Here is a 20,563-nt window from a genome sequence, read left to right as displayed (position 1 = left end):
ATTTTGACTGAACGACTGCTTAGATATTTCCGTGATAAACAGCAAGACGTCCAATCAGAAAAAACATATGACACTCAATGCCCGTTTTGCAGCATGCAGTGCAAAATGCAGCTCGTGGAACAAACCATCGTCACGCGCAAAAAGTACACTGCGATCGGGATTGATAATCCTACGACACAGGGTCGGCTATGCATGAAGGGCATGAATGCTCACCAGCATGCCTTGAACTCCTCTCGCATCACCCGCCCTCTGCTGAAGAAAAACGGCGAGTTTATCCCTGTTTCCTGGGAAGAAGCATTGAATTACATTAAAGACCAAGTGACAATGATCCAAGCAGAACACGGCCATGACGCCATGGCGGTATACGGAAGCGCCTCGATTACAAATGAAGAGGCGTATTTGTTAGGGAAATTCGCACGGGTGGGCTTACAGACAAAATACATCGACTATAACGGGAGGCTTTGTATGTCCGCCGCAGCAACCGCAGCCAACCAAACATTCGGAGCCGACAGAGGCTTAACGAATCCCTTATCAGACATTCCCCACACCCGTGTGATCATTCTGGCCGGCACCAATATCGCGGAATGCCAGCCTACGATTATGCCGTATTTTGAAAAAGCGAAAGAAAACGGAGCTTACATCATTGCCATTGATCCGCGTGAAACAGCAACAACAAAAATCGCCGATCTTCATCTGAAAATCAAACCCGGCACAGACGCCGCCCTTTCCAACGGCCTCGTCAAAATCATCATTGACGAACAGCTTATAAACGAGGATTTCATTCAATCACGAACAAATGGATTCGAAGAGCTGAAGCAGCATACTGACTCGTTGGACCTGAATGACATCGCCGAACAGACGAGTGTCCCGCTGGCGGATATAAGAAAAGCGGCTGTAAAGTTTGCCAAGGAAACGTCCGGCATGCTGTTTACAGCCCGCGGGATTGAACAGCAAACCGATGGAACAGCGGCTGTGAAAGGCTTCTTAAACATGGTGCTGATCACAGGAAAAATCGGCAAGCCTTACTCAGGTTACGGGGCGATCACCGGACAAGGCAACGGGCAAGGTGCAAGAGAGCATGGCCAAAAAGCCGATCAGCTTCCGGGCTATCGATCTATTGAAAACGAACAACACCGGGCACATGTTGCGCAAGTGTGGGGAATCCATCAGGATGATCTGCCGCGAAAAGGTGTCTCAGCCTATGAAATGATGGAAAAAATCAATGACGGCGACATCAAAGGATTGTTCCTCATGTGCTCCAATCCTGCTGTCTCCAGTCCAAATGCGAATCTCGTGAAAAAGGCTTTACGTAAACTGACATTCTTTGTTGCAATCGATTTGTTTATTTCTGAGACTGCGAAATACGCAGATGTGATTTTACCCGCCTCCTCTTACTTAGAAGATGAAGGCACCATGACAAATGTAGAAGGACGCGTGACATTAAGAGAAGCAAGCCGGCCATGTCTCGGCGAAGCAAAGCATGATTGGCAGATCATTTGTGATCTCGCATCCGCTCTCGGCAAGGGTCGCTACTTCTCTTATACGTCAGCGGAGGATATTTTTAATGAATTGAGAGAAGCGAGCCGAGGCGGGATTGCCGATTATTCAGGCATCTCATACGGCAGGCTCAGACGTGAAGGCGGCATTCATTGGCCGTGTCCGGAATCTGATCATCCCGGAACTGGGCGCTTGTTTACAGAATCATTTGCTCATCCGGATCAAAAAGCGGCATTAAGTGTGATTCCAAACGAACCATCTGTTCCAAAAGAGAAGCCAACAGCCGATTATCCGCTTTATTTAACGACAGGCAGAGTCATGTCTCACTACTTAACAGGCGTCCAAACAAGAAAAAGCGCCGCCCTTGCCGCGAGACATTTTGAATCGTTTATGGAGATCCATCCGCAAACAGCAGCGACCTACAATATCGAGGACCGTGTACTGGTAAAAATAGAATCGCCGCGGGGAAGCATCACCGTCCGCAGCAAATTATCAGAACAAATCAGAAAAGATACTGTTTTTGTTCCCATTCATTGGGCAGACGCTCAAAATGTGAATGATTTAATCGGAGAAGCCTTAGATCCAGCCTGTAAAATGCCCGGTTTTAAGGTATGCGCCGTCCGAATCAGACCTATTTAAATTTTTCATAAAATTTTTAGAACTTTTCGTATATTTTGTTACATTTTATAACATGTATCTTAAATATTCCTTTTTGCTGTGCTACGCTGGAAAAAACATTGATAAGGAGCGGATCATCTGATGGGAAAAAAACAGCTAGTTCTTGTTGGTAATGGAATGGCCGGGGTAAGGGCCATTGAAGAGATACTGAGTGTTGCTAAAGACGAGTTTCAGATCACAATTTTCGGTGCCGAACCGCATCCCAATTACAACCGAATCCTTTTGTCAAAAGTGCTTCAAGGCGATACAGATATTAAAGATATTACGTTAAACGATTGGGACTGGTACGAAGAAAACAACATTCAATTGTATACAAATGAAACAGTCATCAAAGTGGACACGGAAAACAAAACAGTCATCACAGATGCAGACAGAATCCAGCCTTACGATGAATTGATCCTGGCGACAGGCTCGGTCCCTTTTATCCTTCCGATTCCGGGCGCAGACAAAAAAGGCGTCACAGCTTTCCGGGACATAAAAGATACAGACACAATGCTCGCCGCGTCAAAACAATATAAAAAAGCTGCCGTCATCGGCGGAGGACTTCTTGGTTTGGAAGCAGCTCGCGGACTGCTGAATCTTGGCATGGATGTGTCCGTCATCCACCTTGCCCCATTCCTGATGGAGCGCCAGCTTGATGCAACGGCAGGACGCCTGCTGCAAAACGAGTTAGAAAAACAAGGTATGACCTTTTTACTTGAAAAGCAAACAGAAGAAATTGTCGGTGACGACCGTGTCGAAGGCCTCCGATTCAAGGATGGCACAAGCATTGAAGCTGATTTAGTCGTCATGGCTGTCGGCATCCGCCCAAATACAACGCTCGGGGCCGAGAGCGGCATTCCGGTTAACCGCGGCATCATCGTCAACGATTATATGCAGACTGAAATCCCGCACATTTACGCGGTCGGCGAATGTGCCGAGCACCGAGGAATCGCCTACGGGCTTGTGGCGCCGCTGTATGAACAGGCAAAAGTGCTGGCAAAGCATATTTGCGGCATCGAAACAAAACCGTATGAGGGCTCCGTTCTCTCCACACAGTTAAAGGTATCAGGCGTCGAGGTCTTCTCTGCCGGTGACTTTAACGAATCAGAGGAGAAAAAAGCGATTAAAGTCTTCGATGAGCAGGACGGCATCTATAAAAAAATCGTCCTGAGAGGCAATCAAATTGTCGGTGCTGTTTTATTCGGCGACAGCAGCGAAGGCAATCGCCTGTTTTCTATGATTCAAAAAGAAGCCGATATCTCTGAAACCTCTAAAATATCAATCTTACAGCCTCTCAGCCAAGAAGCAGGCACAAGCATAACCGCAGCGATGAGCGACGATGAAATCATCTGCGGCTGCAACGGCGTGTCAAAAGGTGCGATTATTCAAGCCATACAGGAAAAGGGCTGCTCGTCAACGGACGAAATCAAAGCATGCACCGGTGCATCCCGCTCATGCGGAGGCTGTAAGCCGCTCGTAGAAGAAATCCTCCAGCATACGCTCGGATCAGACTTTGATGCGTCAGCGCAAAAAGAAGCCATTTGCGGCTGCACCACATTGTCGAGAGATGAAGTCGTAGAAGAAATCAAAGCCAAAGGGCTGTCACATACAAGAGAAGTCATGAATGTGCTCGGCTGGAAAACGCCAGAAGGCTGTTCTAAATGCCGGCCCGCTCTGAACTACTACTTAGGCATGATCAATCCAACCAAATACGAGGATGACCGGACATCCCGCTTTGTTAATGAACGAATGCACGCCAATATTCAAAAAGACGGAACATACTCAGTCGTTCCTCGGATGTACGGCGGCGTGACCAACTCCACAGACTTGCGCAAGATCGCCGATGTCGTTGACAAATATGAGATCCCGCTCGTGAAAATGACAGGCGGCCAGCGAATTGATCTTATCGGCGTGAAAAAAGAAGACCTTCCGAAGGTATGGGAAGATCTTGATATGCCGTCGGGCTACGCGTACGGAAAAACGCTCCGCACAGTGAAAACATGTGTAGGCGAGCAATTCTGCCGCTTCGGCACACAAGACTCCATGGCACTGGGCATTGCGCTTGAGAAAAAATTCGAAGGGCTGAACACGCCTCACAAAGTCAAAATGGCCGTGTCTGCCTGCCCGCGAAACTGTGCGGAATCCGGCATTAAGGACCTTGGCGTTGTCGGCATTGACGGAGGCTGGGAGCTTTATGTCGGCGGAAACGGCGGAACCCATTTGCGTGCCGGCGATTTGCTGATGAAGGTGAAAACAAATGAAGAAGTCTTAGAATACGCAGGCGCTTACCTGCAATATTACAGGGAAACCGCAAACTATCTGGAGCGTACGTCCGCATGGCTTGAGCGCGTCGGTTTATCCCATGTCCAATCCGTGTTAAACGATCCGGAAAAGCGGCAGGAGCTGAACGGCCGAATGAATGAAACACTCTCTGTCCACAAGGATCCGTGGAAAGACTTTTTAGAGGATAAACAAACCTCTAAAGAATTATTTGAAAATGTCGTGACCACATCATAATGACAAAAAAATCATTGAGGAGGAATGGACATGGTAAACAAAGACGTAACAAAAGTATGTATCGGAAAAATTGAAGAATTGCCTGAACAATTAGGCAAAACAGTGTATATTGAAGATAAGGAGCTCGCGGTTTTCAAGCTTTCAGACGGAAGCATCCGCGCCATCGAAAACCGCTGTCCGCATAAGGGCGGCGTCCTGGCAGAAGGCATCGTCAGCGGTCAATATGTTTTCTGCCCGATGCATGACTGGAAAATTTCCTTAGAAGACGGAATCGTCCAAGAACCTGACCACGGATGCGTCAAAACATATGAAACGCTGATCGAAGGAGAACATGTTTATCTCGTATATTGATCAAAAGACCGGATCACTTTTCTAGTGGTCCTTCATTTTTTACAGTGACGGAAGGATGACATGATCATGAAGAACGGAATCGTATATTTCGTGGGAGCCGGACCCGGCGACCCAGGCCTGCTCACCATCAAAGGAAAACAGGCGCTCGAGGAAGCAGATGTGATTTTATATGACCGGCTCGCCAACCCGAAGCTGCTCGAATTTGCATCACCGGACTGCCAGTTTATTTATTGCGGAAAACTGCCAAACCGCCATTTTATGAAACAAAAAGAAATTAACGCCCTGCTGGTTGAAAAAGCATTAAATGGATTAACCGTCGTTCGCTTGAAGGGCGGAGATCCGAGCGTATTCGGCAGAGTCGGCGAGGAAGCAGATGCTCTTCATGAGCACGGCATTCGCTATGAAATGGTGCCGGGAATCACCTCTGGAATTGCAGCGCCGCTATATGCGGGCATCCCCGTCACGCATCGGGATTTTGCATCGTCTTTTGCCATGATTACAGCGCATGATAAATCATTAAAAGGCACGCCGAACCTTGACTGGGAAGGGCTAGCCCGAAGCGTACAAACCCTTGTTTTTTACATGGGTGTCAAGAACTTGTCTTATATTTGCCAGCAGCTTATTTCATACGGGAAATCGCCTTCTGTCCCTGTCATTGTCATCCAATGGGGAACGTGGGGCCGCCAGCGGAGTGTGAAAGGAACACTTGAGAACATTCAGCAAAAAGTGCAGGAACACCAGATTACAAACCCTGCGATTATCGTCATCGGAGACATCGTCAACTTTCAAACACACAGCTGGTTTGAAAGCAAACCGCTCATCGGACGGCATTTGATGGTTGTGACTCATGGCGAAGATGAAGACCCGCTTGCAGACAAGCTGCGCGATTCCGGCGCCGATCTCATCGAGTGGCCGAAATGGCGGACCGAAAACATGCCTGTCAATGAAGAAATTCTTCGAAAGATTGGCACCTTTGAAGACGTTTTTTTCACATCGCGCCGGGCGGTTTGTGAATTTTTCAGAGCACTGGCTTCTCAGAAAATCGACATCCGCCAGCTGACAGCCAAACTGAGTGCAGCATCTGAGCAAGCAAAGACGGAGCTTGAAAAACGGGGCTTTCTTGTCACCGCCATTCAGCCTGATTCAGAAAAACGTCTTGTTGTCGGGAGCCGCCATGCAGTGGAATTCATGCAAAAGCAAGAATCCTGTTCGTTTTATATCACTCATGAAAACGTCATAGATGACCGGTTCACCCACATGATTCAGCGTACCATCAGTGAATCCCAGCTGCACATGGTCATTTGCCCGAACAAGCTGTCCGTTCAGCAATTGATCAATGGTGGCGAACAAATTGGCATTTCGCCGGAACCGTCAGCAAGCCGGCCCCCTATCGTCTGTATAGGCGATGACTCAGCTGCCGGGGCTTATGGATTCACAGCCATCCAAGAACAGGATGAATTATTTGCTTTCATCCAAAATCAACAAGCGGAAAGAAAACTCCTTCACAGCTGATGGCAAACAGCCCTTTCCCCCAAGGGCTGTTTTATTTATGTACCAATTTTTTATGATGGGTTGAATACATCGCCATATTCTCAGCCTTAGGATCCAAATAAGCCTTTGCGCTGTTGACTGCTGTCGGGCCTTCGGTAAAGCCGCCGGCAATTAATCTCAGCTTGCTTTCATAAAAAGCCGCATCGCCCGCCACAAACACGCCCGGAAGATTCGTTCGCATATGTCTGTCAGCTTTCACCCTTCCTTCTTCAATCTCCAGCCCCCACTCCATCATCGGCCCTAGATCAATTTTGAAGCCATGATTAATGATCAGCTCATCAACCTCTATATCTTCCCTTTGGCCTGATTCAGCATGACAAATCGTCACGCTTTTGATGCGCTCTTCATCGCCGCTCAGCTGCTCTAGACAATAAGGAGTAAGCACCCGCACCGATGATTGTTTCATTTTCGTCACGCTGCTTTCCATTCCTCCGAATTCCTCGCGGCGATGAACGACAGTCACAGACGCCGCAATCGGTTCAAGCTCATTAGCCCAATCAACCGCAGTATCTCCGCCGCCTGATATCACCACGCGCTTATCTTTAAACGCATCGAGCTTCTCCACTCCATAATGAAGATTTTTGCCCGCATATCGGGCCGCATCCTCGCTGTCAAACTCATTGACCTCAAGTGTACCCATGCCGCAAGCCAAAATCACAGTTCTTGTATAGTGCTTTTCCCCTTCAGAACCCGTCAGAACAATGGTGCCTTCATCTAGGCGTTCAAACCCGGTCACACGCTGATTCAATACGATATCAGGATCAAACGTTGCCGCCTGCTCCTTCAGCTGCTCGATCAGCTGCTTTCCCGCAATCCCCGGTATGCCGCCGATATCGCGAATGATTTTCTCAGGAAAGAATAAAGACACCTTCCCTCCGAGCTTCGGCAAAAATTCGATTACCTTTGTTTTTAGCTCCCGCATCCCGCAGTAAAAAGCAGTAAACAGCCCAATCGGCCCCCCGCCTATAATCGTAACGTCATATACCTCTTGATTCTCAGCCATCCGTCCTGCCTCCCGTTCACATCTATATCAAAGTTTTAATTGAGAATGAATATCAATACAAAGTATATCATATTTCAAGGGCCTTTGTTTATTCATTTCTTCTACCTTGTGGTCAATTGCTGAAAACTCTATAATAGGCAAAAACCAATTGGGTGAAACAGATGAAAAGACGAGTCGAAACGATCACCTTCGATGGCAGTACACTAGAATATTCTGTGACAGGCAAGGGAACTCCGATCCTTGTCATGCATGGCGGGCATTCAAATTGTTACGAGGAATTCGGATACACAGCGTTGATTGAACAAGGGTATTCCATCATTACGCCTTCAAGACCCGGCTATGGACGAACGTCAAAAGAAATTGGAAAAAGTCTTGCCAACGCCTGCCGTTTCTATGTGAAATTATTAGATCATTTACAAATCGACAGTGTCCATGTGATCGCCATCTCAGCAGGAGGGCCGAGCGGCATATGCTTTGCCTCACATTATCCAGAAAGAGTAAATACATTGACCCTGCAATCCGCGGTCACCAAAGAGTGGCTCACCCCAAAAGACACTGAATATAAATTGGGGAGAATTCTCTTCCGCCCGCCGGTGGAAAAGTGGATATGGAAGCTGATTTCTTCTTTGAATAACGCTTTCCCGCGTTTGATGTTTCGAGCTATGAGCCCCCAATTCAGCACGATTCCGTTTCAGCGAATCAAGTCCTTAATGGATGAAAAAGACATAGAAGCATTTCGGAAAATGAACAGCCGGCAGCGCTCGGGTGAAGGATTTCTGATTGACTTGTCACAAACCGCCGCTGTCTCTTTAAAAGACCTGCAAGCCATCATATCTCCCGTGCTGATTATGCAAAGTGTTTATGATGGATTGGTTGACTTGTCACATGCACATCATGCAAAAGAGCACATTCGTGGCGCTGCTCTCTGTTTGCTTCACTCATGGGGACACCTGATTTGGCTCGGAAAAGAAGCTGCAGAAACAGACAGTATCTTACTCGGCTTTTTGGAATCCTAACCAAAGTGAAACGATCCTTTCCCCTCCTCCGTCAAACAAGCAGTGCCTTTTTTTCTGGTATCATAAGAAAGGCAGCTTAACATGAGCGGAGGTTTTATTGTGACAGCACAATCATCTTTTCTTCAGCTGAATTCTATTTTTATCAGCATTTTAATAGAAGCCATTCCGTTTATTCTGATTGGCGTCATACTTTCCGGAATCATTCAAATGTTTGTTTCTGAAGAAATGATTGCAAGAATCATGCCGAAAAACCGTTTTCTCGCCGTTTTATTCGGTGCGCTGGCCGGCGTTTTATTTCCCGCCTGCGAATGCGGCATCATCCCGATTACGAGGCGGCTTCTGTTAAAGGGAGTTCCTCTGCATGCGGGCGTTGCTTTCATGCTGACCGCGCCTATCATTAATCCTATCGTTTTATTTTCTACTTATATTGCGTTCGGGAATAGATGGAGCGTTGTCTTTTACAGAGGCGGACTGGCTCTCGCCGTTTCGCTGATCATCGGGGTCATCTTATCCTATCAATTTAAGGATAACCAGCTTTTAAAGCCTGATGAACCCGGGCACCACCATCATCATCACGGCACCTTGCTCCAAAAACTGGGCGGGACCTTGCGGCATGCCATTGATGAATTTTTCTCCGTGGGAAAATATTTAATCATCGGCGCCTTTATCGCAGCCGCTATGCAGACGTATGTCAAAACATCCACTCTGCTTGCGATCGGGCAGAATGATGTATCCTCTTCCCTCGTGATGATGGGTCTGGCGTTTGTCCTGTCGCTTTGTTCAGAAGTTGATGCGTTCATCGCGTCTTCCTTCAGCAGCACATTTTCATTAGGATCGTTAATCGCCTTTCTCGTCTTTGGCGCAATGGTGGATATTAAGAATCTATTGATGATGCTTGCGGCCTTCAAAAAACGATTTGTTTTCCTGCTGATTACATACATTGTCGTGATTGTTTTAGCGGGATCACTACTGGTAAAGGGGTGATTGGGTGTTTCGTCTATTGGTGCTGATGGGATTTACGTTTTTCTTTTATCATCTGCATGCCTCAGGAAATCTAACAAAATATATCAATATGAAATATTCCTATCTGTCCTTTATTGCGATCTTCCTGCTGGCTATTCTGACCGCCGTCCAAGCGTATCTATTTATCAAGTCGCCTGAAAAAAGCGGGCATCACCATGACCATGATTGCGGGTGCGGCCATGATCACGAGCATGACCATGAACAAAACAAGCCATTTTATCAGCGTTATTTGATTTATGTTGTTTTTCTTTTTCCTTTGGTGTCAGGCATCTTCTTCCCGATTGCAACGCTTGACTCATCCATTGTCAAAACAAAAGGGTTCTCGTTTAAGGCGATGGAGAGCGGAGATCACTACTCCCAAACACAGTATTTGCGGCCTGATGCCAGCTTGTATTACGCGCAAGACAGCTATGACAAACAAATGAAACAGCTGTTTAATAAGTATTCCAGCAAAAAAGAGATTTCTCTGACCGATGACGATTTCCTAAAAGGAATGGAAACCATCTATAACTATCCGGGTGAATTTCTCGGACGGACGATAGAATTCCATGGATTTGCTTACAAAGGAAACGCAATTAACAAAAATCAGCTGTTCGTATTAAGGTTTGGCATCATTCACTGTATCGCTGATTCCGGCGTGTACGGGATGCTTGTGGAATTTCCGAAGGACATGGACATCAAGGATGATGAATGGATTCACATTAAGGGCACTCTGGCCTCAGAATATTACCAGCCATTCAAGTCAACTCTCCCTGTCGTCAAAGTAACTGACTGGAATACCATTAAAAAACCTGATGATCCGTATGTTTACAGAGGATTTTAAGTGAAGACGAAACCAGTACAAGTACTGGTTTCTTTTTTATTTCTTTTTCATCAGCATCAAATCGAGATAGAGCTGGCACCGCGTTCTGAAATCGCTTAAATCGATCGACGTCATCTCAGTAATCTGTTTGATGCGGTAATTCAATGTATTTTGGTGAATAAACAGCTGTTCTGCCGCTGGTTTTGTTTTGCAGTTGTTGAGGAGATAGATTTCCAAGGTTTTGAGCAGCTCAGTGCTGCTTTCTTCGTCTTTCGCTTTTAATAAAGCTAAATCTTTATTCTCGTATTCTAAAAATTCATTTTTCTGTTCGATGCTTTCTAAATAGCGGTAAATGCCGAGTTTGGCATATTCATATGGAATGTTTTCCTGATTGCCGGTGATTTCTGCGGCTTTGATGACTTCAAGTGCTTCTGTGTAGCTCTTGCCAAGTTTTAATAGGTGATTATATTCGTTTCCGATACCGATATAAATAGGGGTAGGTATTTTTTGAAAGTGAAAATGTGTTAACAGCTTGTTAATAAACTCAGAAGCTGCTGAGGAGACGGAGCTTTTTTGGGAAAAACTCGCTACGACGATGACAATATTTGATTCGATCGTTAAGACATGACTGACCTTATCCCGTAAATTCAGGTACGACCTGATATTTTCCTTTAAATCCTCTACCGCTTCCCCATCCCCATTTGCGGCGTGCAGGATAACAACTGAAAACATGGAAGGCAGCACGGTGTTGATCCTTTCAGCTTCCCGTCTGAGTTCCTTCTCAGAGGTAAATTGCTGATAGATCGCCCGTTTGATGAGATCCTCTGCTTTTTCTTCCTTTTCCTGTTTCAATTTATTCGTTTTATAAATGATTTTCCCGACATGGAAGGAGGTCTCGTACAAAAAGTCGAGCTCTTCATCCGTCAGATTTTGGTCCAGCTCCTGAATCCAGATGTAGCCCATGACTTCCCCTTTGTGCTTTGCACTCACGACCACCCTCTGGTTTAACCCAATGCTTTCAATTTTATTGACGCGAAAAGGCTCAGGCTCTGTTTTCAATTTTTCAATAATTCCGTCCTTCAGAAACCTCTCAAAAATCTGGACCGGACACTTTTTCGAAAAAATAGTCTGCTGGTTGGCAGAATCAAAATGGTTAATATAGTAAGAATTATAGGCTAACAAAAAGAAATCCGCGCTTTCCAGTATCACTGGCTTTTGCAGCTCATAGCTAATAAAATCAATCAGTTTATCAACATCTGAAAATGAAAAAACTCTCTCTAAAAGCTCTTCCATACCTTTTTCTCCTATACTTTTTTTACTTTAATCATATCCATACGGGGTCTTTTTGTATAGAAAAAAATACGTTTGTTTCCAAAAGAAAAAAATGGCCGCTTAAAAGGAGAAAAGAGGAAAAAGGGACAGCCCCTTCCTCCTCCTTTCGATCTTTATTGTGACATTGTATCTTGGTAGTCGTTGAACTGGTCTGTGACAGCTTGTGACGGAGCCTGCGTCAATATGCTGACAAAAAACACAGATAATAGACTCGCAGCAAAACCAGGTATCATTTCATACAGAAAGTCCGAAAGACCGGCATTCGCCCAAATGATTACAGTCGCTGCTCCCACAATCATGCCGGCGAGTGCCCCCCATTTGGTCATTCGTTTCCAAAACAGACTGAGCAGTACAACCGGCCCGAATGATGCACCGAAGCCCGCCCACGCGTAGCTGACCAATCCAAGGATGGTGTTATTTTTCTCCCAAGCCAGAACCAACGCGACAATTGAAACAGCCAGAACAGCCAGACGGCCTAAAAACACCAGTTCTTTATCTGAAGCTGAGCGTCTGAACATCGACTTATACAAATCTTCTACCAGAGAGCTTGATGTTACAAGCAGCTGGGAAGAAATTGTACTCATAATCGCGGCCAAAATCGCTGAAATCAGAAAACCCGTGATAATCGGATGGAACAAGATATTCCCTAACTGAATAAAAATCGTCTCAGGGTCCTTCAGTGTCATGCCCCGCTGATGGTAATAAGCGATTCCGCCCAAACCGGTCAGCACTGCGCCTACTGCAGACAAAATCATCCAGCCCATCCCGATTCTGCGCGCTCTTTTGATCTCTTTGACAGACGTGATCGCCATAAAACGCACAATAATATGCGGCTGGCCAAAGTATCCCAGCCCCCAGGCAAACAAAGAAATAATGCCAAGGACGCTCGTTCCTTTGAAAATATTAAACATATCAGGATCTACAGAGCGGATTTCAGCAACTGTATCACCTGCTCCTCCCGTGTGGAAAAACGTAACGATCGGCACAAGAATGAGTGCGGCAAACATAATGATCCCCTGAACAAAATCTGTCCAGCTGACTGCCAAAAAGCCGCCAAACAGGGTATATGCCACAACAACACCTGTCACAATCCACAGGCCGGTGTGATAATCCATCCCCAAGATGCTGTTGAATAAAACGCCGCCGGACACCATGCCGGACGATACATAAAACGTGAAAAAGACTAAAATGACAATTCCCGAAAACAGTCTGAGAAGCTTTGTTTGATCTCCGAAACGATTTTCCAGGAATCCGGGAATTGTAATGGAATTCCCCGCTTTTTCAGTATAGGTTCTCAGCCGCGGTGCGACGTAAAGCCAGTTCGCCCACGCTCCAAGACAAAGTCCGAACACAATCCAAACTCCGCTCAGACCAGTAGAAAACATGGCACCCGGAAGCCCCATCAGCAGCCAGCCGCTCATATCGGCAGCGCCGGCACTGAGAGCGGTTACTGCCGGACCCAAAGAGCGTCCTCCCAGCATGTAATCCGTCAGATTCGACGTACGCTTGTAAGCAAAGTAGCCGATTAGCAGCATTCCCGCCATATAAATACAAATCGAAATAATCAGCTGTGTGTTTTCTATGGCACTTCCTCCTCTTTTTTATAGTATATGGATGAAATGGACACCCCCGCAGGGAGGATGCCCATTTAGTCCCGCTTAGAACATTTCACTGATTGTTTTTGCTTGCATATGCAGAGCCAAGTAATCCGGCCCGCCTGCTTTTGAATCCGTTCCCGACATTTTGAAGCCGCCAAACGGATGGTAGCCGACGATAGCACCTGTACAGTTGCGGTTGAAGTATAGGTTTCCGACATGGAATTCCTGTTTCGCACGCTCGATGTGCTTGCGGTTGTTTGTGATAACCGCGCCTGTCAAACCATATTCAGTATTGTTTGCCACTTCTAAAGCTTCATCAAAGTCTGACACTTTACAAAATGCAACGACAGGTCCGAAAATTTCTTCCTGCATGAGTCTTGCTTTCGGATCAAGGTCAGCGAAGATCGTCGGTTTGATGAAGTATCCTTTCGAATCATCACCAGTACCGCCGCTTACTAAACGCCCTTCCTGTTTTCCAATCTCAATATAGCTCATAATTTTATCATAAGAACCTTGGTCAATGACAGGTCCCATATAAACATCTGCACTGTCAGGTTTAGCTGTTACTTTTGATTCCGTAATTTCAATGACACGCTCTAATACTTGATCATACACTTTTTCATGAACAACTGCACGTGAACCTGCAGAGCATTTTTGTCCCGCAAAGCCGAATGCTGAAGTAAAGATCGATTGAGCCGCTAATTCAATGTCCGCATCCTCATCAACAACAACCGTATCTTTACCGCCCATTTCAGCGATGACACGCTTTAAATGCTGCTGGCCCTGCTGAACCTTCGCCGCGCGTTCGAAAATTCTCGTACCAACTTCTCTTGATCCCGTAAATGTGATAAGGCTTGTTTTCGGATGGTCAACAAGATAGTCGCCTACTTCCGCTCCGCTTCCCGGAACAAAGTTGACTACGCCTTTTGGCAATCCGGACTCTTCAAGCACCTCAACAAATTTTGCTGCAATAACAGGTGTAGCACTCGCAGGTTTCAGAACCACTGTGTTTCCAGTAACGATCGGCGCCACTGTTGTGCCTGCCATGATCGCAAACAAGAAGTTCCAAGGCGGGATAACGACTGTCACTCCAGTCGGCGTGTATACATATTGGTTTTTCTCGCCTTCACGGCTGTTGACCGGTTTGCCTTTTGCCAGTTCGATCATTTGGCGTGCATAATACTCCATGAAGTCAATCGCTTCAGCCGTATCGGCATCCGCCTCGTTCCAAGGCTTTCCTGCTTCTTTCACAAGCAAAGCTGAGAATTCATGTTTTCTTCTGCGGACTTTGGCAGCAGCGCGGAACAGGACAGCCGCTCTCTCTTCAGGAGACGTATATCTCCACTCTTCAAATGCTTTTGCAGCCGCTTGAATCGCTTGCTCAGCGTGCTCTTGAGACGCTTTTGACACTCGGCCGACGACTTCTTCTTTATCAGCCGGGTTGATTGAAACGATTTTCGCTTCCGTTTCCACTCTCTCGCCGTTAATGACAAGCGGATAGTCTTTTCCTAAATATTCGCTTACTGTCGCAAGCGCTTTTTTAAACGCTTCCACGTTGTTTTGATCTTGGAAATTTGTGAATGGCTCGTGCTTGTAAGGTGTTGTCATGATAATCTCTCCTTTTTTACTTCTTTGTCATTCCTTTGAAAGCAAATGCAATGTTTGACGGACGTTCTGCAAGGCGTCTCATAAAATAGCCGTACCAATCCTCGCCGTATGGCAGGTAGACTCTCATGTTATAACCTTCTTTTACGAGGCTGAGCTGGGTTTGCGACCGCATGCCGTACAGCATCTGAAATTCAAACTTGTCATTGGCAATGCCATGTTCCTTGGCAAGCTGCTTTGTAAAGTCGATCATTTTGTCGTCATGTGTGGCAATCGCTGTATAGTGACCGTTTAAGAGCTGCTTTCGGATGATTTTTTTGTAATTTTCATCGACATCGCTTTTCTCCGGGAAAGCTACTTTTTCTGATTCTTTATAAGCTCCTTTTACAAGGCGAAGGAACGGGTTTAAAGAATCCAAATCGTCAATGTCTTTTTCCGTCCGGTACAGATAGGCTTGCAGCACTGTGCTCACATGCTCGTATTTCTTTCTGAAATCTTTGAAAATATCAAGCGTTTTCTGGCATCTGACTTCGTCCTCCATGTCAATGGTGACCATGATTTTATGTTTCTCGGCCGTCTGAAGGATTTTTGTCATATTTTCATACACCAAATCCATATCTATATCCAAACCTAAAGACGTCATTTTTAAAGAAACGTGTGAGTTCAGCTCCTGATCCGCGATGGTCGCAATGGTTTGAATGCACTCTTCCGTACGCTCCCGTGCGACCTCGGCGCTGTTCACAAACTCGCCTAAATGATCGACAGTAACTGACAAACCTTGGCTGTTAAGCTGTCGAATGGTCGGGATTGAACTGTTAAAGTCATTCCCGCCGATAATTTTACCCGCTGCTACCCGGCTTCCCCAGTTCCTCGCCATTTTATTGAGAAAGCCGCTTTTGGATAAAAATAAGAAAAAATCTCTTGTGATCACTTCCAACCTCAACACCCCGCAATCTAAGAAGTATTTGTATGAGTTTATTGTAAATGGACAAAACCGACGTTCACAATATTCTCAAAATACAAAGATTCTGATTATTTTTGTGGGTTTGCCACAATCAGATAGTTAGAAAGTCGGGGGGGATTCTGTCGAATAAAGGAGAAAAGGAAGCGACAAAAAACATCAGCTTCCTCCATCCTTCCACACTTCTTCAACCGTATTCAAAAGCAAACGGTTCAATTCAGGTGTCATATCTTTTTTCTCTGCCTTCAGTTCTTTTGCCGCTTCCATGATTCTTTCGATTTCCGTTTCAATGAATTGGTGAATAACATTGATTCTTGCTTCGAGGTCAAGCTCTTCTCCTCTTCTTTTCCGTTCAAGCAAGGTTTCCATTTCAGCCTTCAGCTCGGGTTCAGCAACAAGTTCATTCATCAAAACAGTAAAGTCCATTGGCGGTATGGTTCCGTGCTTTTCAATCCATTGGCAGGCCAAAATAGGCCGAAGAACGTAGAAGTACTTTTTAATTTTGACCTCTTGTCCTTGTAGATAATCCTTGACGTTCCTTCTCGCCATATTGATATAGTGATACACGCTTGCTTCAGGCTTAAATGCCTCCGTGCGCAGTTTTCTTAACTGCTCTGCGGTCGTAAATGCTTCGTAATACACAATGTCTGAGGACAGCCATTCGAGGAGCGGAGGGTTTGACTTTTTGAAAAGCCGAAGCGTTTTTCTCAGCTCCCAGCCGCTGATATCCAGCAAATCGTGAATCGGTTCCTCAATGACATCACGCTCCTGCTCAATTGAAAAATACCACTCCTTTTTCGGCACATAAATAAAGCGGACGTCGTAATCACTATCCTGCGAGGGAAATCCCCATGCGCGGCTTCCTGACTCGACGGCATACACGATTTTGACTCCGTATGACTGCTCGATCCGTTTTAATTCATCAATGATTCTTTGCTTCATATCTATTCGTCTCCAGTCTGTTCTCATTCCGGCAGTTTGCAGAAAAAAACCGCCTGATGATATGCGGCGGCTTTTCACATTTATCAGCCTTTAAGATGCTGCTTAAAGAAAGCAAGTTTTTCCGTTTGAAAAGCAGGGATATACTCATGTCCGAAGTAGCGGTACACCTTCAGCTCTTTCTCTGTTTCCAAATGATTGTAGGCGGCAAACACGGTGGACGGCGGCGTGACCTTGTCAATCAGGCCGATTGACATCAGGACAGGCACCTTCACTCGGTCAGCGAGATTCATAATATCGAAATATGAAAGTGTCTTCATCGCCTGCACTTCTGTTTCCGGGCTGCCATTTCTTCTGAAGAAGGAATTGATTTCAAGGTACGGCTGTTCAAGCGCCACATCAATGGCCCGTTCGAAGTTGCTTAAATAAGGATAATCGGCAACCGCGGCTTTTGGAATGTCTGACAGCGCCGCTGCGGCAATGGTTAAACCTCCGCCTTGGCTTCCTCCTGTCACACCGATCCTTGTTTCGTCAACCTCGTCGAAGCTGCTGATGACCTCAAGCGCGCGGACGGCGTCCAAATAAACACCGCGGTAATAGTATGTATCTTTATCAAGAATTCCTTTCGTCATCCAGCCCAAAGCGTGACCGTGCGGTGAAATACTCGTATCCTCGCTGCTCTGCTGGCCGCGGACAAGCATGCCGAATGTGGCGTAGCCATGGAGTGCCCAGTTTACCATTTCATGAATCTCACCATCATAGCTTGCATTGTAGCCATGATATTTCACGATCGCCGGATGCGGGCCTTGCTTGTCAGGCACCGCGTACCATCCGGTAATCCGGGCGTTTTCGAAGCTTTTATATGTGAGACGGTACACTTTTACTCCGTCAGCAGGATAGTCAACCGGCTGTAAATCAGGTTCTGCTTGGACTTTTGCAAGTTCCTCCAAAGACAATTTCCAAAACTCAGAAAAATCTTTCGGTGCTGTTTTTTCAGGCTTATATGTTTGCAATTGGTCGAGCGGCAGATCGAATAGTTGCATTTCCGATTATTCCCCTTTGTTTTATAAGATTTAGTTTGTATTCCTATACTACCACGTTTCGGCTTTGTTTTCTAAATATTTTCATCTTTGTTTCCCAGACAGCATTCATCAAACGTTTGTTTAAGACTTTCCCGGCTTAGTTCCATAAAGGCCTGGGCGGTCAGACTGACATAGCGGTTCTTTAAAAAGACAAAGACGAGGGTTCGTGATGGCGCGGATTGAATCGATAAATAGATCACACCCGGATCTTTATCCCTTCTGACCATATTCGGTGCCATTGTCACACCTAATCCGTTAGCCACAAGAGATTGGGCGGTTTCAATATGGCTCGTCTTAAAGGCAGCATTCGGCTTAAAGCCGCTTTCCGCACAGAGATCGAGAACTGTCCTGCGAAAGCCGAAGCCTTCTTTTAACAGAATAAAGGGCACGTTCCTTACCATGTCTATCGGCACACACGGCTGGCGTCCCTCATCTTCTTCCAGCGCTTTCTCAATCAGCGCGACCAATTCCGGCGGCATCCACCTTTGTTTTTCCTTCGGCACCGCGAGAACAACCGGTTCCGTGAGCAAGGGTGTAATGGAGAGCCGTTCATCCTCGATGGGCAAGGATAAAACAGAAAGGTCAACTTCTCCCTTTGCCGTCATCTCCTCTAATGAAACCGGATCTTTTTCAACAAGCTGAACCTCCACATGAGGATAGCGCGCCAAAAACTGCTTCAGCAGCGGGGGAAAGAGATATCTCCCTGTTACAGCAGGAATCCCGATGGATAATTTATGACCGATTCCCTGTGATCGCTCCTGCATTTCCCGAAGCAAATCATCTCTGGAACGAATGATGTCCTCGGCTTTTTCAATGAAACGCCTGCCGTGAGGTGTCAGTGTAACAGAGCTATGGGATCTGTGAAAAAGGGTAAGCCCCAGCTCAGCCTCAAGCTTTTTGATTTGCTGGCTGAGAGACGGCTGTGCGATATGAAGATGTTCCGCCGCCTTTGTAAAGCTTTGGCGCCGGGCAATTTCCGCTGCATATTCCATCACTTTAATATCCATTTCAGCCTCCATAGGTTGAACCTATCATTTTCATCATTTTTATATCTTGGACGAATCATAACAGAAATTGCTAACATAATCCATATCATCATTTACGAAAAGAAGGAGCTGGTTCAAATGACTAATGAAACACCGTTTTCTAAAAACGCCGAGATGTATCGGGATGAAAAGGTATTTGCCGAGGGGGAAGATTTGGGGTTGATGATCAAAACAGCGGAATGCCGGGCAGAGCATCGAGTGCTGGATATAGGAGCGGGCGCCGGCCATACGGCCCTGGCATTTTCTCCTTATGTACAGGAGTGCATCGGTGTTGATGCGACGAAAGAGATGGTTGAGGTTGCGTCCTCCTTCGCGCAAGAAAAAGGAGCTGAAAACGTACGCTTTCAGCAAGGAACGGCAGAGTCACTCCCCTTCCCCGACGATTCATTTGACATCATCACCTGCCGATACGCAGCCCACCATTTTTCAGATGTCCGCAAAGCTGTCAGCGAGATTGCACGCGTACTGAAACAGGACGGACGTTTTCTCTTAGTTGATCATTACGCGCCTGAAGATCCCATTCTTGATGAGTTTGTCAATCATTTGAACCGGCTTCGAGACCCTTCCCATGTTCGAGAAAGCTCATTATCAGAATGGCAGGCGATGTTCAGCGCCAATCAACTGGCCTATCAAGACATCCAAAAGTGGAATTTGCCGATTCAATACGATAGCTGGATCAAACGAGGCGGAACCCCCGCTGACCGAGAAAAACAAATCATTGCCCACTTGAACCACGCATCAGACGAAGCACGCGACACGTTCTGTATTACATTGAACCAAAACGGACAGCCCATCTCCTTTTGTTTAAAAGCGATTTTGATACAAGGGATAAAACGATAAAAAAAGCCGTGCGCTGCGCACGGCTTTTTACATCGGCTGATAAAGATCCCAGCCAATTTTTAATGTCTCAACAATGTAATCGGCAACCTCTTCCGGGGAAAGGTTGTCTGTTGCCACTTTTGAATTGTGCTTGTCATAAATGACTTTTCTTTCGTTAAACAGCTGTTCCATTTCATCCATTGAACGGTTATGCAGTACAGGGCGGCTTTCGATCAATAAATCCGCGCGCTGCTTCCAGTTCTCCCATGACAGGTCCAGATGAAGCACGAGACAGTTTTCCAGACAGCAATTTCTGATTTCTTCTTGTTTAAAAGAGCCCCCGCCCAGAGATACGATTTTGAATCGTTTATGATGGCAGATGTCTAAAATATATTCCTTCTCCGTTTTCCGGAAAAAGTCTTCTCCCTTTTTCTCAAATATCTCAGGAATTGTCATATTGAAATCCTTTTCGATCTCTTGGTCAATATCAATAAAATCTCTATATAATTTTTTAGCGACCAATTGGCCGATTGTTGTTTTTCCTACACCCATGAATCCGATCAGGACGATATTTCTTTCTCTTACTGGGATGGCTCGTTTAGCGTTCATCTTCGGCGAAATCCTCCTAAGGAATGAAATTATATATTCATTATATGCTTATTTAGCGAATATTTATATAGATACCGGCTTTACCGGTCAAGCTTATAGTGCGCTTTGTTGTTTAGCCATTTTTGCCTGAATGACATTCATTGTACAACATT

Annotated in this window: 17 protein-coding genes; 8 read left to right on the top strand and 9 right to left on the bottom strand. The window is 45.9% G+C overall.

Annotation, left to right across the window (positions count from 1 at the left end; translation table 11 throughout):
* The first annotated feature begins 3 nt into the window (after positions 1–3).
* The 4 genes from nasC (at position 4) to cobA (ending at position 6,537) form a co-directional block, all read left to right on the top strand.
* Positions 4–2,136 (top strand): assimilatory nitrate reductase catalytic subunit NasC, encoded by a 2,133-nt coding sequence (gene nasC / locus NX903_RS01325; protein WP_086343434.1) that lies wholly within the window; start codon positions 4–6, stop codon positions 2,134–2,136.
* Positions 2,137–2,256: 120 nt separating this feature from the next.
* The gene (gene nasD, locus NX903_RS01320; protein ID WP_086343433.1) at positions 2,257–4,674 is read left to right on the top strand and encodes an NADPH-nitrite reductase; all 2,418 of its coding nucleotides are present in this window, start codon (positions 2,257–2,259) and stop codon (positions 4,672–4,674) included.
* Positions 4,675–4,704: 30 nt separating this feature from the next.
* Positions 4,705–5,025, top strand: coding sequence for a nitrite reductase small subunit NirD (gene nirD / locus NX903_RS01315; protein ID WP_003246252.1), 321 nt, complete (start codon positions 4,705–4,707; stop codon positions 5,023–5,025).
* Between the two features lie 60 nt (positions 5,026–5,085).
* Entirely contained in the window at positions 5,086–6,537 is a 1,452-nt protein-coding gene (cobA, locus tag NX903_RS01310) for a uroporphyrinogen-III C-methyltransferase (protein ID WP_086343432.1), read from the top strand.
* A gap of 31 nt (positions 6,538–6,568) precedes the next feature.
* Here the strand turns inward: cobA and ffoR are convergent, their stop codons facing one another.
* Positions 6,569–7,579 (bottom strand): ferredoxin--NADP(+) reductase, encoded by a 1,011-nt coding sequence (gene ffoR / locus NX903_RS01305; RefSeq protein ID WP_086343431.1) that lies wholly within the window; start codon positions 7,577–7,579, stop codon positions 6,569–6,571.
* Positions 7,580–7,740: 161 nt separating this feature from the next.
* On the opposite strand from ffoR, the gene NX903_RS01300 reads away from it, so the two are divergent.
* The 3 genes from NX903_RS01300 to NX903_RS01290 all read left to right on the top strand — a co-directional run bounded on the left by NX903_RS01300 (position 7,741) and on the right by NX903_RS01290 (position 10,441).
* Positions 7,741–8,595, top strand: coding sequence for an alpha/beta fold hydrolase (locus tag NX903_RS01300; protein ID WP_086343430.1), 855 nt, complete (start codon positions 7,741–7,743; stop codon positions 8,593–8,595).
* Between the two features lie 99 nt (positions 8,596–8,694).
* Positions 8,695–9,579, top strand: coding sequence for a permease (locus tag NX903_RS01295; RefSeq protein ID WP_010886400.1), 885 nt, complete (start codon positions 8,695–8,697; stop codon positions 9,577–9,579).
* 4 nt (positions 9,580–9,583) lie between these two features.
* Entirely contained in the window at positions 9,584–10,441 is an 858-nt protein-coding gene (locus NX903_RS01290; protein ID WP_015252860.1) for a TIGR03943 family putative permease subunit, read from the top strand.
* A gap of 36 nt (positions 10,442–10,477) precedes the next feature.
* Here NX903_RS01290 and putR read toward each other — a convergent pair whose 3' ends face one another.
* The 7 genes from putR to NX903_RS01255 form a co-directional block, all read right to left on the bottom strand.
* Positions 10,478–11,713: a proline utilization transcriptional regulator PutR gene (gene putR / locus NX903_RS01285; protein ID WP_003234651.1), complete on the bottom strand. Its 1,236-nt coding sequence runs from the start codon at positions 11,711–11,713 to the stop codon at positions 10,478–10,480.
* Between the two features lie 152 nt (positions 11,714–11,865).
* Complete coding sequence (gene putP / locus NX903_RS01280) at positions 11,866–13,320, bottom strand: sodium/proline symporter PutP (protein ID WP_072173908.1); 1,455 nt, start codon at positions 13,318–13,320, stop codon at positions 11,866–11,868.
* A gap of 90 nt (positions 13,321–13,410) precedes the next feature.
* On the bottom strand, positions 13,411–14,958 hold the full coding sequence (gene pruA, locus NX903_RS01275; RefSeq protein WP_086343429.1) for an L-glutamate gamma-semialdehyde dehydrogenase: 1,548 nt from the start codon (positions 14,956–14,958) through the stop codon (positions 13,411–13,413).
* A 16-nt stretch (positions 14,959–14,974) separates the two neighbouring features.
* Entirely contained in the window at positions 14,975–15,886 is a 912-nt protein-coding gene (gene putB / locus NX903_RS01270) for a proline dehydrogenase PutB (RefSeq protein WP_003246421.1), read from the bottom strand.
* Positions 15,887–16,075: 189 nt separating this feature from the next.
* Positions 16,076–16,858 carry a nucleotidyltransferase domain-containing protein gene (locus tag NX903_RS01265; RefSeq protein ID WP_015252861.1) on the bottom strand — a complete coding sequence of 261 codons (783 nt, stop codon included), beginning with the start codon at positions 16,856–16,858 and terminating at the stop codon, positions 16,076–16,078.
* Positions 16,859–16,941: 83 nt separating this feature from the next.
* Positions 16,942–17,898 (bottom strand): cephalosporin C deacetylase, encoded by a 957-nt coding sequence (gene cah, locus NX903_RS01260; RefSeq protein ID WP_024572106.1) that lies wholly within the window; start codon positions 17,896–17,898, stop codon positions 16,942–16,944.
* Positions 17,899–17,969: 71 nt separating this feature from the next.
* Positions 17,970–18,944: a LysR family transcriptional regulator gene (locus tag NX903_RS01255; protein ID WP_086343428.1), complete on the bottom strand. Its 975-nt coding sequence runs from the start codon at positions 18,942–18,944 to the stop codon at positions 17,970–17,972.
* A 117-nt stretch (positions 18,945–19,061) separates the two neighbouring features.
* Between NX903_RS01255 and NX903_RS01250 the strand changes: the two genes are divergently transcribed.
* Positions 19,062–19,823 carry a class I SAM-dependent methyltransferase gene (locus NX903_RS01250; protein WP_086343427.1) on the top strand — a complete coding sequence of 254 codons (762 nt, stop codon included), beginning with the start codon at positions 19,062–19,064 and terminating at the stop codon, positions 19,821–19,823.
* Between the two features lie 27 nt (positions 19,824–19,850).
* Here NX903_RS01250 and NX903_RS01245 read toward each other — a convergent pair whose 3' ends face one another.
* Positions 19,851–20,411 carry a shikimate kinase gene (locus NX903_RS01245; RefSeq protein ID WP_019712415.1) on the bottom strand — a complete coding sequence of 187 codons (561 nt, stop codon included), beginning with the start codon at positions 20,409–20,411 and terminating at the stop codon, positions 19,851–19,853.
* Positions 20,412–20,563: the final 152 nt, after the last annotated feature.

Origin of the sequence: Bacillus sp. FSL R5-0576, from assembly GCF_038004765.1 — a bacterium.
Classification (GTDB): domain Bacteria; phylum Bacillota; class Bacilli; order Bacillales; family Bacillaceae; genus Bacillus; species Bacillus subtilis.
Note: the sequence above shows the minus strand (reverse complement) of the source record. Positions and strands in the feature narration are given on the sequence as shown.

What these genes read in the sequence shown, in the direction of transcription:
- nasD (WP_086343433.1), top strand. Translation starts at nt 2,257, where the DNA reads ATGGGAAAAAAACAGCTAGTTCTTGTTGGTAATGGAATGGCCGGGGTA.
- nirD (WP_003246252.1), top strand. Translation starts at nt 4,705, where the DNA reads ATGGTAAACAAAGACGTAACAAAAGTATGTATCGGAAAAATTGAAGAA.
- cobA (WP_086343432.1), top strand. Translation starts at nt 5,086, where the DNA reads ATGATCATGAAGAACGGAATCGTATATTTCGTGGGAGCCGGACCCGGC.
- ffoR (WP_086343431.1), bottom strand. Translation starts at nt 7,579, where the DNA reads ATGGCTGAGAATCAAGAGGTATATGACGTTACGATTATAGGCGGGGGG.
- NX903_RS01300 (WP_086343430.1), top strand. Translation starts at nt 7,741, where the DNA reads ATGAAAAGACGAGTCGAAACGATCACCTTCGATGGCAGTACACTAGAA.
- putR (WP_003234651.1), bottom strand. Translation starts at nt 11,713, where the DNA reads ATGGAAGAGCTTTTAGAGAGAGTTTTTTCATTTTCAGATGTTGATAAA.
- pruA (WP_086343429.1), bottom strand. Translation starts at nt 14,958, where the DNA reads ATGACAACACCTTACAAGCACGAGCCATTCACAAATTTCCAAGATCAA.
- NX903_RS01265 (WP_015252861.1), bottom strand. Translation starts at nt 16,858, where the DNA reads ATGAAGCAAAGAATCATTGATGAATTAAAACGGATCGAGCAGTCATAC.
- cah (WP_024572106.1), bottom strand. Translation starts at nt 17,898, where the DNA reads ATGCAACTATTCGATCTGCCGCTCGACCAATTGCAAACATATAAGCCT.
- NX903_RS01255 (WP_086343428.1), bottom strand. Translation starts at nt 18,944, where the DNA reads ATGGATATTAAAGTGATGGAATATGCAGCGGAAATTGCCCGGCGCCAA.
- NX903_RS01250 (WP_086343427.1), top strand. Translation starts at nt 19,062, where the DNA reads ATGACTAATGAAACACCGTTTTCTAAAAACGCCGAGATGTATCGGGAT.
- NX903_RS01245 (WP_019712415.1), bottom strand. Translation starts at nt 20,411, where the DNA reads ATGAACGCTAAACGAGCCATCCCAGTAAGAGAAAGAAATATCGTCCTG.